Below are 14,318 nucleotides of genomic sequence, written 5' to 3'. Positions count from 1 at the left end.
TCTTAGCCCCCTAATTTAGATTTATCACGCACCGCGCCTTTATCGGCACTAGTGGCTAAAGACGCATAAGCGCGTAAGGCAAACGAAACTTGGCGCTGTCTATTTTTTGGTGTCCACGCTTTATCACCACGAGCATTTTGTGCATCACGGCGAGCAGATAACGTTTTATCATCTACCTTTAATGAAATTTCACGAGTTGGAATATTGATAGAGACGATATCACCCTCTTCCACTAAACCAATTACACCACCATTTGCAGCTTCAGGGGAAACATGTCCGATAGATAAACCTGATGTTCCACCAGAGAAACGTCCGTCAGTGATAAGTGCGCAAGCTTTACCTAATCCCATTGATTTTAAATAAGAGGTTGGATACAGCATCTCTTGCATACCTGGCCCACCTTTAGGACCTTCGTAGCGAATAATTACCACATCGCCAGCCACGACTGTTCCACCTAAGATAGCTTCAACAGCATCATCTTGGCTTTCGTATACTTTTGCAGGGCCACTAAAAATTAAGTTATCTTCATCAACGCCTGCGGTTTTTACAATACAACCATCTACGGCTAAGTTACCCGATAAAACCGCTAATCCACCATCTTGGCTATAAGCATGCTCTTTACTGCGAATACACCCGTTTTCACGATCGGTATCTAAGGTTGGCCAACGACAATTTTGAGAAAATGCCTTCGTGGTACGAATACCAGCAGGGCCCGCTTGAAACATCGATTTTACTTGCTCATCTTGCGTTAACATTACGTCATATTGCGCTAATGTTTCTGGCAAGCTCAGCCCTAAGATATTATTCACATTACGGTTAAGTAATCCGGCCCTATCTAATTCACCTAAAATACCCATAACTCCACCTGCACGGTGAACATCTTCCATATGATATTTTTGTGTACTTGGTGCTACTTTACATAAATGAGGTACTTGGCGAGAAAGTCTGTCGATATCTTCCATCGTGAAGTCAACCTCACCTTCTTGCGCGGCAGCCAATAAATGCAGAACAGTATTTGTCGAGCCCCCCATTGCAATATCTAAGATCATCGCATTTTCAAAGGCTTCTTTTTTAGCGATATTGCGTGGTAATGCGGACTCATCATCTTTTTCATAATAGCGCTTGGTTAATTCAACAATGCGCTTGCCTGCGTTGATAAATAGCTTTTCACGATCTGCGTGTGTTGCAAGTAATGAGCCATTTCCTGGTTGAGATAATCCCAGTGCTTCTGTTAAACAGTTCATTGAGTTTGCGGTAAACATACCTGAACAAGATCCGCACGTTGGGCAAGCCGATCGTTCGATTTGTTCACTATCCGCATCGCTGACATTTGGATTTGCACCTTGGATCATGGCATCAACCAGATCTAATTTGATCAGTTGGTCTGAAAGCTTCGTTTTACCCGCTTCCATAGGGCCACCCGAAACAAAAATAACCGGAATATTTAAACGTAAAGACGCCATTAACATTCCTGGAGTGATCTTGTCGCAGTTTGAGATACACACCATCGCATCAGCACAGTGCGCATTAACCATATATTCAACAGAGTCTGCGATAAGTTCACGGGATGGCAAAGAGTAAAGCATACCGCCATGCCCCATTGCGATACCGTCATCAACAGCAATAGTATTAAATTCTTTAGCAACACCACCAGCTGCTTCAATTTGCTCAGCAACGAGTTTTCCTAAATCCCGCAGATGCACATGACCTGGTACAAATTGCGTAAATGAATTCACAACAGCGATAATGGGTTTACCAAAATCAGCATCAGTCATTCCCGTTGCACGCCATAAGGCACGGGCTCCAGCCATATTACGACCATGTGTCGTTGTCGCTGAACGGTATTTAGGCATTTTTCACACTCCTGCGATAAAGAAAGCGAGTAGGGAACGATCTACCCGCTAAACAAATTTATTTGATTATGTTTATGAATTGATTGGATCTAACCAGCCGTATTTATCTTCTGTTTCACCTGTGAACAGACCAAAGAAGGCTTTTTGAATTGCTTTGGTCACAGGACCACAACGCCCGATACCCACTTGAATACCATCCACACTACGTACTGGGGTTATCTCTGCTGCGGTACCTGACATAAAGACTTCGTCTGCAAGATAAAGTGATTCACGAGAAAGCACTTGTTCACGCACTTCATAACCAAGATCTTTTGCTAATTTGATGATGGCATCACGCGTAATCCCCGGCAGTGCTGATGAAGTAAATGGAGGTGTAAAAATAACACCATCTTTTACTTCAAATAGGTTTTCACCGGCACCTTCAGATAAATAGCCATGAACATCTAATGCAATCCCTTCTTGATAACCATGACGGCGAGCTTCACTTCCTACTAATAATGAAGATAAATAGTTACCACCCGCTTTAGCTGCGGTTGGAATAGTATTTGGTGCCGCACGGTGCCAAGAAGAAACCATTGCATCAATACCTTTATCTAAAGCTTCTTCACCGAGATATGCTCCCCATGGGAATGCAGCAATGATCACATCTGTTTTATAGCCTGCTGGTGGATTAACCCCCATACCGACATCACCAATAAAAACTAATGGCCGAATATAAGCACTGACTAATTTGTTTTTACGTAAGGTTTCACGACACGCTTCCATTAACTCATCAACGCTTTGCTCGACAGGCATACGGTAGATTTTGGCTGAGTCATGTAAACGTTGCATATGCTCACGATGGCGAAATACCACAGGTCCTTTATGAGAATTGTAACAACGCACACCTTCAAATACGGAAGTACCATAATGCAATGCGTGAGACATTACATGAACCTTGGCCTCAGCCCATGGAACCATTTCACCGTTAAACCAAATATAATCAGCTTGCTTTGTCATTCTTTTATCCTTACATGGCACTTAGTGCACTCATGAATCGTAATTTTTCTTTCTGTTGATGTGATACTTGAATACCTGCAACATCAGCTAATTTTGTTAACTGGCTGCACAGAAGTTCTAATGGGCGCTGACTACTCACCGTTAAACTTAAATTGATATTGTTGCTCTCTGTGATATTCATATTCATTGAGCATATATGAAAACCACGATGACGGATAACTCTCAGGATACGTTCTAAGATCTCTGGACAAAAACGGGCTTCAATTGTGATATTGTGTTGGTTCATTTTGATTTCTCCATCATCTCATCATTACTTGCGCCCGGCGGAACTAAAGGCCAGACATTTTCTGCGTCATCGATAGATACCTGTAATAAATAAGGGCCATCGCTCTCTAATAAACATTTTATTGCATCAGCAACTTGTGCTTTTTCTGTGATACGTTGCCCAGGAATATCAAAAGCGTTAGCTAAGGCAACAAAATCGGGATTGTCTGTTAAAATAGTTTCGCTATAACGTTGTTCAAAAAACAGCTCTTGCCATTGGCGAACCATACCAAGACGTTGGTTATCTAATAACACCAATTTGACAGGTAATTGTTTACGTTTAATTGTCCCCAATTCCTGCACATTCATCATAAAAGAGCCATCACCAGATACACAGATAACACATGCATCAGGTCTAGCAATTTGAGCTCCAACCGCGGCAGGGATACCAAATCCCATCGTGCCTAAACCACTTGAGGTAATAAAATTTTCAGGTGCATCAAATGTCATATGTTGCGCTGACCACATTTGATGTTGGCCGACATCTGTTGTCACAACTGTATTTTCAGATTTCGCATCTGATAATTGTTTTAATAATAACGGTGCATAAATTGCAGAGCCTGGGTGGTCGTAACGCCATGCGTGTTCTGCTTTTAATTCTTGAACCTCTTGTTGCCAAGCTGTGATAGATAATGGCTGAGACAAAGCCGGTAACAACACTTTTGCATCACCCAATAACGCAACATGCGCCTGTTTCAATTTATTTAATTCTGCATAGTCGATATCGATATGGATAACCTTGGCATTAGGTGCAAAAGTATTTAATCGACCCGTTACGCGATCATCAAAACGTGCACCAACAGCAATTAATAGATCACTACGCTGAACAGCATAATTTGCCGCTTTAGTACCATGCATACCTAACATGCCTAAATAATTGGCATCTAATGCATCAGCACAACCTAATCCTTTTAAAGTAGAAACAACGGGCATTTCTGTTTGCGTCACAAATTCTCTTAACGTTTCCACAGCATTACTCATGGCAACGCCACCACCTACATACAAAATAGGTTTTTGTGCCTTCGCTAACATTTGCTTAGCTTGAGCCAGCTCTTGTATCGGATAGGGAAACTCTTGTTCTTCTGGCAATTCATAACTTGATAAATGGGAAGCATCAGCCAATTGAACATCTTTAGGAATATCAATTAAAACAGGCCCAGGGCGACCTTGAGATGCGATAGAAAATGCCTCTGATAACACTCTTGGTAATTCATCAACGGTCGAAACTAAAAAACTATGTTTTGTACACGCTAATGAAAGTCCTAAAACGTCAATTTCTTGGAATGCATCTGTTCCTATTAAATCAGAAGCAACTTGCCCTGTGATGGCAACAACAGGCACAGAATCTAACAATGCATCAGCAAGTCCAGTGATAACATTAGTAGCGCCTGGGCCTGATGTCGCGATACAAACACTCGTTGTACCTGTAGAGCGAGCAAAACCAATAGCAGCAATTGCAGCACCTTGTTCATGGCGACATAAAACATGTTCAACACCGCCATCATAAAGGGCATCGTAAACAGGCATGATCGCACCACCAGGATAACCAAAGACTGTTTCGATTTGATGTTTTCGTAATGCCTGTACTAACCACTGTGCTCCATTCATTTTCTCACCCTGCCATCTTAACTTCTTGTTTAATTTGAATTTATTTTCTACTTAATCTCTTTTTCAAACTGAGGCTCAAAAAAAACCCCCGCGCCTTTCGGTGCGGGGGTTTTTAAGAGATCCGGCTAGTTTAGTTAGCCTTTCTTCGTCCTAGTGCAGCCCCGCACGGTGGGTTAATAATCACCACCACGCTGACAATAATTAGGCTAATCACTAGGACGATAGTATTCATAGTTTTATAACTTCTTTTCTTATTAAAAATGTATGTTTGTTCTGTTATGTTGTGTTTTCTTTCACTCTGTCCTTTTAGAGTTATCATGATATTTTAGAATTGACAACGTTTATTTTAAAAATAATCACAACGCAATGAATTTTATACATATTTTTATACCCCAAATCACAACCAGAACATTTATCTATAAAATATTTATTTTTTAGTTATTAATGCCAATAAAAAACCTGTTGTTTTATTTTTTATACTATTACACGTCATTATTTAATGCCTAAAAGAGAACATATTTTTTATTATATTTATATTAATTTATTAAATTATTCATTTGTTAAATTAACCATTATATTTCAATGCATTATGTTATTTTCGAGATACTTCTCATTTATTTAACTCTCTATTTAACACAAAAGAAAAAATAATTTAAAAAGAGAAAAATAATGGAGAATAAAAAATGGCATTAGCAATAATATATACACGTGCCTCTCTAGGAATATCAGCTCCGCTTATTACTATTGAGGCTCATATTAGCCAGGGATTACCCGGATTAACATTAGTTGGATTACCAGAGACAGTCGTAAAAGAAGCAAAAGACAGAGTAAGAAGTGCACTAATTAATAGCGGATATACTTATCCTGCAAAAAGAATAACAATTAATCTATCACCAGCCGATTTACCTAAAGAAGGTGCGCGTTATGATTTACCTATTGCACTTGCAATATTAATTGCATCTGAACAATTAACATCAAATAAATTAGAACGTTATGAGTTTATTGGAGAGCTTGCGCTTTCTGGTAAATTACAACGAGTTAATGCAGTTATTCCATCAATTCTTAGTGCTTCAAAAGATCGTCGAATATGTATTGTATCAACAGAACATCAAACTGAAGTTTCATTATTACCCAATAAATCGGCTTTATTAGCCTCTCATCTTTTAGAAATTTGCCATCACCTAGAAAATAATACGCCATTAATTGAAACAGAAAATTTTATTATTAACGATGAAATTGAAAATCAAGATAATAAAGATATGAGCGATATAATTGGCCAAAACAATGCAAAAAGAGCAGCAGAAATCACAGCAGCAGGAAATCACAATATTTTATTTCTTGGCCCACCAGGAACAGGCAAAACAATGTTAGCGCAAAGGATAAGTACGCTTCTTCCACCTTTAACTACTAAAGAAGCACTTGATGTATTAATCATTAGTAGTTTAAGAGGAGTGACATTTGATGAAAAAAAGTGGCCTACAAGACCATTTAGGGCCCCACATCATACTTCCTCTGCTGTTGCTTTAACAGGAGGAGGTTCCCTTCCTAAACCAGGAGAAATTACATTAGCACATCATGGTATTTTATTTTTAGATGAACTGCCTGAATTCGAACGCCGTGTACTCGATGCATTACGAGAACCTCTAGATGCTAGAGAAATTACTATTTCTCGAGCAAAAGCCAAAATAAGCTACCCTGCCAACGTATTATTGGTCGGTGCATTAAATCCAAGCCCAACAGGGCACTATCAAGGTAATCACAATCGAGTACCAATAAAACAGATCCTGCGCTATTTAAACAAGGTTTCTGGACCATTTTTAGATAGGTTTGATTTATCTGTCGAAATGCCACTGCTTCCTCAAGGCGCGCTTATTCATCCTACACTTACCGCGGAAAGTAGTACTACAATTAGAGAACGTGTTCTAAAAGCAAGAGAAAAGCAATTTGAACGAGGTGGAAAAGTGAATACTTATTTAACCGGAAAAGAGATTGAATGCTATTGCTCGTTAAATACTAGTGATGCAACTTTTCTTGAAGACACACTAAATAAATTAGGATTATCAATACGAGCTTGGCATAAGATTTTACGAGTATCGAGAACTATCGCAGACCTTGAGAATGAAGAGAAAATACAAAGAAATCATTTAATTGAAGCATTAAGCTTTCGTGCAATGGATAGATTAATGATCTATTTACAGAAACAACTAGATGGGTAAATAAAAAGGAGCGAAAATACGCCCCTTTTAACTAAAACTAATGATATTAATCATCAGAGTCGGTATAGTCATCAGATGGATCGAGCTGCGGCTTTCCACCCGATAATGTATGAAAACGTTTTGGACGACTTATACGACTAGTATATTTCTTCCAAATTTTTTCTTCGACCGTTGCTGCTTCTCGTTCGCCACGACACATGGCAACAAATAATTTTTCCGTTTCGGTTGTTGGCTCTCGTTTGCCTAAATCAAGTTCATTAAAGGCTTGACCATGACGTTCCAATATCTGGGATTCCTTGATAGTGAAATCGCCATGACGAGAAAAACCACGCGGATAATGTTTATTGTCAAAAAAACGATTAGTCGTGATAAAACTTTCTGCCATCTGACACACTCCTAATTCTCTATCGTCATACTTATGGCGCGGAGTATTAGATAGTCATGCGGTTCTGTAAAACAAAATATTTAAATCGTAACGACAAATTTTTTTGGAGATAGATGTGGATACCGAATTACTGAAAACCTTTTTGGAAGTCAGTAAGACTAGACACTTTGGACGAGCCGCTGAATCTCTTTATTTAACGCAGTCTGCGGTTAGTTTTAGAATACGACAATTGGAAACACAGTTAGGTACAAATCTGTTTACACGCCATCGTAATAATATTCGTCTAACTGTCGCTGGTGAAAGGCTGATCCCTTATGCTGAATCGTTAATGAATACATGGCTTCTCGCTAAAAAAGAGATTAGCCATGCTTCTCAACATTCAGAGCTATCAATTGGCGCCACAGCATCACTCTGGGAAGCATATCTAACATCTTGGTTACAGGAATCTTATCTAGAAAGAAAAGAGCTCAGAATCGAATCTAGAGTCTCTACAAGGCAATCTCTTGTAAAACAACTTCATGCAAGAGAGCTCGATCTTCTTTTTACGACTGAATCACCAAAGATGGATGAACTAGAAAGTAAAATTATTGGTGATATTACTTTCCAGTTGATGAAAATAGCATCAAATAAAACAGAAGAAATAGCACAATTTATTAAAATTGAATGGAGCGCTGATTTTCAGCCTTTTATTCCTAATGGTGTAGCGCAAAAAATTGATCCTATTTTGACCACTAATTCCGCAATGATTGCTTATCAATTAATGAAAACAACGCAAGCAGCTGCGTTTCTACCTACACATTGGCTCGATCTTTATTCAGATCTTGCTCCTGCCTCAACAGAAATTATTCAAAAACCTTTATTTGCGGTTTGGCTAAATACTAGTGATCAGCAAGTATTGATACAACAACTATTAAAACAGCCGATAAATAATCAATAAAGCTTAAATCTACTCTATACAGTTATCCATGATATTAACGAATAACTTTTAGATTTAAGCTTTATCTCTAAAATTCATAATATATAACAGAGAATATTACCCATAAACATTGGTAAAAGGAGTGTATTGGTAGGTTAGTTGATGAGTGTTTTGAGCAGTAAATATTGAGAATATATAAATAACAAAAAGCCCAGTTAATTAACTGGGCTACAAAGAAGTATAAATTTTGTTATTACTTAATTGGTAACTGGCAGGGGCGGAGAGGCTCGAACTCCCAACACCCGGTTTTGGAGACCGGTGCTCTACCAATTGAACTACGCCCCTAAATAGTTGGCGGAACGGACGGGACTCGAACCCGCGACCCCCTGCGTGACAGGCAGGTATTCTAACCAACTGAACTACCGCTCCGCGTATTCTTTGTGCGACTAATGTTATTAAACACTAACGCTTTAATTGATGCCTGGCAGTTCCCTACTCTCACATGGGGAGGCCCCACACTACCATCGGCGCTACAACGTTTCACTTCTGAGTTCGGCATGGATTCAGGTGGGTCCGCTGCGCTATGGCCGCCAAGCAAATTCTGTTTAATCACCCGTTACTTCGATTTCTCTTCGTAACCAGCAATGTTCAATCTTAAACAAGCCTACTTCATCTACTATCGTCTCTCAGACAAAACACCTTCGGTGTTGTCAGGTTAAGCCTCACGGTTCATTAGTACTGGTTAGCTCAACGTATCGCTACGCTTACACACCCAGCCTATCAACGTCTTAGTCTTAAACGTTCCTTTAGGTCACTCTAGGTGACAGGGAAGACTCATCTCGAGGCAAGTTTCCCGCTTAGATGCTTTCAGCGGTTATCTCTTCCGCACTTAGCTACCGGGCAATGCCATTGGCATGACAACCCGAACACCAGTGGTGCGTTCACTCCGGTCCTCTCGTACTAGGAGCAACCCCTCTCAATCTTCCAACGCCCACGGCAGATAGGGACCGAACTGTCTCACGACGTTCTAAACCCAGCTCGCGTACCACTTTAAATGGCGAACAGCCATACCCTTGGGACCTACTTCAGCCCCAGGATGTGATGAGCCGACATCGAGGTGCCAAACACCGCCGTCGATATGAACTCTTGGGCGGTATCAGCCTGTTATCCCCGGAGTACCTTTTATCCGTTGAGCGATGGCCCTTCCATTCAGAACCACCGGATCACTAAGACCTACTTTCGTACCTGCTCGAGCCGTCACTCTCACAGTCAAGCTGGCTTATGCCTTTGCACTAACCGCATGATGTCCGACCATGCTTAGCCAACCTTCGTGCTCCTCCGTTACTCTTTAGGAGGAGACCGCCCCAGTCAAACTACCCACCAGACACGGTCCCCGATCCAGATTATGGACCTAGGTTAGAACATCAAACGTTAAAGGGTGGTATTTCAAGGTTGACTCCATGCAGACTGGCGTCCACACTTCATAGTCTCCCACCTATCCTACACATCAAGGCTCAATGTTCAGTGTCAAGCTATAGTAAAGGTTCACGGGGTCTTTCCGTCTTGCCGCGGGTACACTGCATCTTCACAGCGAGTTCAATTTCACTGAGTCTCGGGTGGAGACAGCCTGGCCATCATTACGCCATTCGTGCAGGTCGGAACTTACCCGACAAGGAATTTCGCTACCTTAGGACCGTTATAGTTACGGCCGCCGTTTACTGGGGCTTCGATCAAGAGCTTCTCCCTAAGGATAACCCCATCAATTAACCTTCCAGCACCGGGCAGGCGTCACACCGTATACGTCCACTTTCGTGTTTGCACAGTGCTGTGTTTTTAATAAACAGTTGCAGCCAGCTGGTATCTTCGACTGGCTTCGGCTCCGTCCGCAAGGGACTTCACTTACCGCCAGCGTGCCTTCTCCCGAAGTTACGGCACCATTTTGCCTAGTTCCTTCACCCGAGTTCTCTCAAGCGCCTGAGTATTCTCTACCTGACCACCTGTGTCGGTTTGGGGTACGATTGTTGGTAACCTGAAGCTTAGAGGCTTTTCCTGGAAGCAGGGCATCAATTGCTTCACCACCTTAGTGGTTCGTCATCACACCTCAGCATTAAGTGACCGGATTTGCCTAATCACTCTGCCTACATGCTTGAACCGGGACGACCGTCGCCCGGACAACCTAGCCTTCTCCGTTCCCCCATCGCAGTTACCACCAGTACGGGAATATTAACCCGTTTCCCATCGACTACGCTTTTCAGCCTCGCCTTAGGGGTCGACTCACCCTGCCCCGATTAACGTTGGACAGGAACCCTTGGTCTTCCGGCGTGCGGGTTTTTCACCCGCATTATCGTTACTTATGTCAGCATTCGCACTTCTGATACCTCCAGCATACCTCACAGTACACCTTCGCAGGCTTACAGAACGCTCCCCTACCCAACAACACTTAGTGTCGCTGCCGCAGCTTCGGTGCATGGTTTAGCCCCGTTACATCTTCCGCGCGGGCCGACTCGACCAGTGAGCTATTACGCTTTCTTTAAATGATGGCTGCTTCTAAGCCAACATCCTGGCTGTCTGAGCCTTCCCACTTCGTTTCCCACTTAACCATGACTTTGGGACCTTAGCTGGCGGTCTGGGTTGTTTCCCTCTTCACGACGGACGTTAGCACCCGCCGTGTGTCTCCCGTGATAACATTCTTCGGTATTCGCAGTTTGCATCGAGTTGGTAAGTCGGGATGACCCCCTAGTCGAAACAGTGCTCTACCCCCGAAGATGAATTCACGAGGCGCTACCTAAATAGCTTTCGGGGAGAACCAGCTATCTCCCGGTTTGATTGGCCTTTCACCCCCATCCACAAGTCATCCGCTAATTTTTCAACATTAGTCGGTTCGGTCCTCCAGTTAGTGTTACCCAACCTTCAACCTGCCCATGGATAGATCACCGGGTTTCGGGTCTATACCCTGCAACTCATTCGCCCAGTTAAGACTCGGTTTCCCTACGGCTCCCCTATACGGTTAACCTTGCTACAGAATATAAGTCGCTGACCCATTATACAAAAGGTACGCAGTCACCCCACCACTAAGCCTCCTCTGCTTGATTTTGTTGGTTGGACGTCGCATTCGCTCCGTCTACCGCACATTATCATGCAAAAGAATCGCTGTGAGTTCACCACTAGCTTAGTGGTGGGGCTCCTACTGCTTGTACGTACACGGTTTCAGGTTCTTTTTCACTCCCCTCGCCGGGGTTCTTTTCGCCTTTCCCTCACGGTACTGGTTCACTATCGGTCAATCAGGAGTATTTAGCCTTGGAGGATGGTCCCCCCATATTCAGACAGGATAACACGTGTCCCGCCCTACTCGTCGAGTTCACAATAACAGCATCTTCGGATACGGGGCTATCACCCTTTACTGCCGGACTTTCCAGACCGTTCTCCTGATGCTGCTATTGATTAAGACTCTGGGCTGTTCCCCGTTCGCTCGCCGCTACTAGGGGAATCTCGGTTGATTTCTTTTCCTCGGGGTACTGAGATGTTTCAGTTCTCCCGGTTCGCTTCATTAACCTATGTATTCAGTTAATGATAATATCCATTGGATATTGGGTTTCCCCATTCGGAAATCGTCGGGTATAACGGTTCATATCACCTTACCGACGCTTATCGCAGATTAGCACGTCCTTCATCGCCTCTGATTGCCTAGGCATCCACCGTGTACGCTTATTCGCTTAACCTCACAACCCGAAGATGTTTCTTCTCGAAGACAAATGTCTTGGAGTGTCACACTTCAAGGTCTGAGATTTTGAGAGACTCATCAATATACCTCGGTGATATATTGATTTGTTTTCAATTTTTCAGCTTGTTCCAGATTGTTAAAGAGCATAATAGGTAAAATAACTCATACGAATTATCTTAACTATTCTCTGACTTGCATCAGACTATAGTGTGGTACGCCTTTCACTCATACCGCGCAATTGGCGTCCCCTAGGGGATTCGAACCCCTGTTACCGCCGTGAAAGGGCGGTGTCCTAGGCCTCTAGACGAAGGGGACTTCAGTCAGCTTCGCAGACGCGCTTTTGCTCGTTCTTCATCAGACAATCTGTGTGAGCACTGCACATAACACGTATCTCTTAGGTAAGGAGGTGATCCAACCGCAGGTTCCCCTACGGTTACCTTGTTACGACTTCACCCCAGTCATGAATCACAAAGTGGTAAGCGCCCTCCCGAAGGTTAAGCTACCTACTTCTTTTGCAACCCACTCCCATGGTGTGACGGGCGGTGTGTACAAGGCCCGGGAACGTATTCACCGTAGCATTCTGATCTACGATTACTAGCGATTCCGACTTCATGGAGTCGAGTTGCAGACTCCAATCCGGACTACGACAGACTTTATGAGTTCCGCTTGCTCTCGCGAGGTCGCTTCTCTTTGTATCTGCCATTGTAGCACGTGTGTAGCCCTACTCGTAAGGGCCATGATGACTTGACGTCATCCCCACCTTCCTCCGGTTTATCACCGGCAGTCTCCTTTGAGTTCCCGCCATCACGCGCTGGCAACAAAGGATAAGGGTTGCGCTCGTTGCGGGACTTAACCCAACATTTCACAACACGAGCTGACGACAGCCATGCAGCACCTGTCTCAGCGTTCCCGAAGGCACTCCTCTATCTCTAAAGGATTCGCTGGATGTCAAGAGTAGGTAAGGTTCTTCGCGTTGCATCGAATTAAACCACATGCTCCACCGCTTGTGCGGGCCCCCGTCAATTCATTTGAGTTTTAACCTTGCGGCCGTACTCCCCAGGCGGTCGATTTAACGCGTTAGCTCCAGAAGCCACGGTTCAAGACCACAACCTCTAAATCGACATCGTTTACAGCGTGGACTACCAGGGTATCTAATCCTGTTTGCTCCCCACGCTTTCGCACCTGAGCGTCAGTCTTTGTCCAGGGGGCCGCCTTCGCCACCGGTATTCCTCCACATCTCTACGCATTTCACCGCTACACGTGGAATTCTACCCCCCTCTACAAGACTCTAGCCAACCAGTTTCAGATGCAATTCCCAAGTTAAGCTCGGGGCTTTCACATCTGACTTAATTGACCGCCTGCGTGCGCTTTACGCCCAGTAATTCCGATTAACGCTTGCACCCTCCGTATTACCGCGGCTGCTGGCACGGAGTTAGCCGGTGCTTCTTCTGCGGGTAACGTCAATTGCTAAGAGTATTAATCTTAACACCTTCCTCCCCGCTGAAAGTACTTTACAACCCTAAGGCCTTCTTCATACACGCGGCATGGCTGCATCAGGCTTGCGCCCATTGTGCAATATTCCCCACTGCTGCCTCCCGTAGGAGTCTGGGCCGTGTCTCAGTCCCAGTGTGGCTGATCATCCTCTCAGACCAGCTAGAGATCGTCGCCTAGGTGAGCCTTTACCCCACCTACTAGCTAATCCCATATGGGTTCATCCGATAGCGCAAGGTCCGAAGAGCCCCTGCTTTGGTCCGTAGACGTCATGCGGTATTAGCCACCGTTTCCAGTAGTTATCCCCCTCTATCGGGCAGATCCCCATACATTACTCACCCGTCCGCCGCTCGTCAGCAAGAAAGCAAGCTTTCTCCTGTTACCGCTCGACTTGCATGTGTTAGGCCTGCCGCCAGCGTTCAATCTGAGCCATGATCAAACTCTTCAATTAAAAGTGTTTGATGCTCAAAGAAATCGAAAACTTAGCTATTCATAAATGAATTTACTTTTGTTGTTCACTCTTCAAGACTTGATACATCTAATATTTTAGAAGATATCGTCTCTGCGAGTGCCCACACAGATTGTCTGATAATTTGTTAAAGAGCAGTGCAACATTCGCTGCCGTTTCCGGTCTTCTGCGTTGTTGCGAGGAGGCGTATATTACGTTATTCCTCTGAAGAGTCAAGAGTTTTTTCAAACTTTTTTCTTTTCTCTTCGCCGTCCTTCGTGGCTGTTGTCAGCTCATCGTCGGTCAGTGGATGCGCATTATAGGGAGTTCTCGGATTAGCGCAAGTATTTATTTCAA

The 14,318-nt window shown here is 43.5% G+C and carries 8 protein-coding genes, 3 tRNA genes and 3 rRNA genes; 2 read left to right on the top strand and 12 right to left on the bottom strand.

The genetic code is table 11. From position 1 onward, the window contains the following. Window positions 1–2: 2 nt before the first annotated feature. From ilvD to ilvL, 5 genes are all read right to left on the bottom strand, one after another. Window positions 3–1,853: a dihydroxy-acid dehydratase gene (gene ilvD, locus GTH25_RS00905; RefSeq protein ID WP_075674045.1), complete on the bottom strand. Its 1,851-nt coding sequence runs from the start codon at window positions 1,851–1,853 to the stop codon at window positions 3–5. A 72-nt stretch (window positions 1,854–1,925) separates the two neighbouring features. Next, window positions 1,926–2,852 carry a branched-chain-amino-acid transaminase gene (gene ilvE / locus GTH25_RS00900; protein ID WP_023583659.1) on the bottom strand — a complete coding sequence of 309 codons (927 nt, stop codon included), beginning with the start codon at window positions 2,850–2,852 and terminating at the stop codon, window positions 1,926–1,928. Window positions 2,853–2,862: 10 nt separating this feature from the next. Beyond that, window positions 2,863–3,138, bottom strand: coding sequence for an acetolactate synthase 2 small subunit (ilvM, locus tag GTH25_RS00895; protein WP_075674044.1), 276 nt, complete (start codon window positions 3,136–3,138; stop codon window positions 2,863–2,865). Then, on the bottom strand, window positions 3,135–4,784 hold the full coding sequence (ilvG, locus tag GTH25_RS00890) for an acetolactate synthase 2 catalytic subunit (protein ID WP_164530267.1): 1,650 nt from the start codon (window positions 4,782–4,784) through the stop codon (window positions 3,135–3,137). The genes ilvM and ilvG overlap by 4 nt, the downstream gene beginning before the upstream one ends. 130 nt (window positions 4,785–4,914) lie before the next feature. Further along, complete coding sequence (gene ilvL / locus GTH25_RS00885; protein WP_071788577.1) at window positions 4,915–5,016, bottom strand: ilv operon leader peptide; 102 nt, start codon at window positions 5,014–5,016, stop codon at window positions 4,915–4,917. Between the two features lie 451 nt (window positions 5,017–5,467). Here ilvL and GTH25_RS00880 point away from each other — a divergent pair, with 451 nt between their 5' ends. Further along, complete coding sequence (locus tag GTH25_RS00880) at window positions 5,468–7,000, top strand: YifB family Mg chelatase-like AAA ATPase (RefSeq protein WP_075674374.1); 1,533 nt, start codon at window positions 5,468–5,470, stop codon at window positions 6,998–7,000. Between the two features lie 46 nt (window positions 7,001–7,046). Here GTH25_RS00880 and GTH25_RS00875 read toward each other — a convergent pair whose 3' ends face one another. Next, entirely contained in the window at window positions 7,047–7,385 is a 339-nt protein-coding gene (locus GTH25_RS00875; protein WP_072070866.1) for a MaoP family protein, read from the bottom strand. Between the two features lie 115 nt (window positions 7,386–7,500). Between GTH25_RS00875 and hdfR the strand changes: the two genes are divergently transcribed. Further along, a complete protein-coding gene (gene hdfR, locus GTH25_RS00870) occupies window positions 7,501–8,322 on the top strand; it encodes an HTH-type transcriptional regulator HdfR (protein ID WP_075674375.1) in 822 nt (273 codons plus the stop codon). 248 nt (window positions 8,323–8,570) lie between these two features. Here the strand turns inward: hdfR and GTH25_RS00865 are convergent. The 6 genes from GTH25_RS00865 to GTH25_RS00840 all read right to left on the bottom strand — a co-directional run bounded on the left by GTH25_RS00865 (window position 8,571) and on the right by GTH25_RS00840 (window position 13,964). Further along, window positions 8,571–8,646 (bottom strand) — tRNA-Trp (locus tag GTH25_RS00865). Between the two features lie 7 nt (window positions 8,647–8,653). Beyond that, window positions 8,654–8,730: transfer RNA gene (locus tag GTH25_RS00860), tRNA-Asp, on the bottom strand. 50 nt (window positions 8,731–8,780) lie between these two features. Further along, window positions 8,781–8,896: ribosomal RNA gene (rrf, locus tag GTH25_RS00855) — 5S ribosomal RNA — on the bottom strand. A gap of 116 nt (window positions 8,897–9,012) precedes the next feature. Continuing rightward, window positions 9,013–12,020: ribosomal RNA gene (locus GTH25_RS00850) — 23S ribosomal RNA — on the bottom strand. A gap of 241 nt (window positions 12,021–12,261) precedes the next feature. Then, window positions 12,262–12,337: transfer RNA gene (locus GTH25_RS00845), tRNA-Glu, on the bottom strand. Between the two features lie 84 nt (window positions 12,338–12,421). Further along, a 16S ribosomal RNA gene (locus GTH25_RS00840) occupies window positions 12,422–13,964 on the bottom strand. Together the 16S, 23S and 5S rRNA genes with 3 tRNA genes alongside form the textbook arrangement of a ribosomal RNA operon. Window positions 13,965–14,318: the final 354 nt, after the last annotated feature.

The organism is Proteus terrae subsp. cibarius (assembly GCF_011045835.1).
GTDB classification, from domain to species: Bacteria; Pseudomonadota; Gammaproteobacteria; order Enterobacterales; family Enterobacteriaceae; genus Proteus; species Proteus cibarius.
This window is presented reverse-complemented; position numbering and strand designations above follow the sequence as displayed.

Bases quoted from the DNA above. Each gene is read 5' to 3' on its own strand.
- ilvL (WP_071788577.1), bottom strand. From the start codon at position 5,016: ATGAATACTATCGTCCTAGTGATTAGCCTAATTATTGTCAGCGTGGTG.
- GTH25_RS00875 (WP_072070866.1), bottom strand. From the start codon at position 7,385: ATGGCAGAAAGTTTTATCACGACTAATCGTTTTTTTGACAATAAACAT.
- ilvG (WP_164530267.1), bottom strand. From the start codon at position 4,784: ATGAATGGAGCACAGTGGTTAGTACAGGCATTACGAAAACATCAAATC.
- ilvM (WP_075674044.1), bottom strand. From the start codon at position 3,138: ATGAACCAACACAATATCACAATTGAAGCCCGTTTTTGTCCAGAGATC.
- ilvE (WP_023583659.1), bottom strand. From the start codon at position 2,852: ATGACAAAGCAAGCTGATTATATTTGGTTTAACGGTGAAATGGTTCCA.
- GTH25_RS00880 (WP_075674374.1), top strand. From the start codon at position 5,468: ATGGCATTAGCAATAATATATACACGTGCCTCTCTAGGAATATCAGCT.
- ilvD (WP_075674045.1), bottom strand. From the start codon at position 1,853: ATGCCTAAATACCGTTCAGCGACAACGACACATGGTCGTAATATGGCT.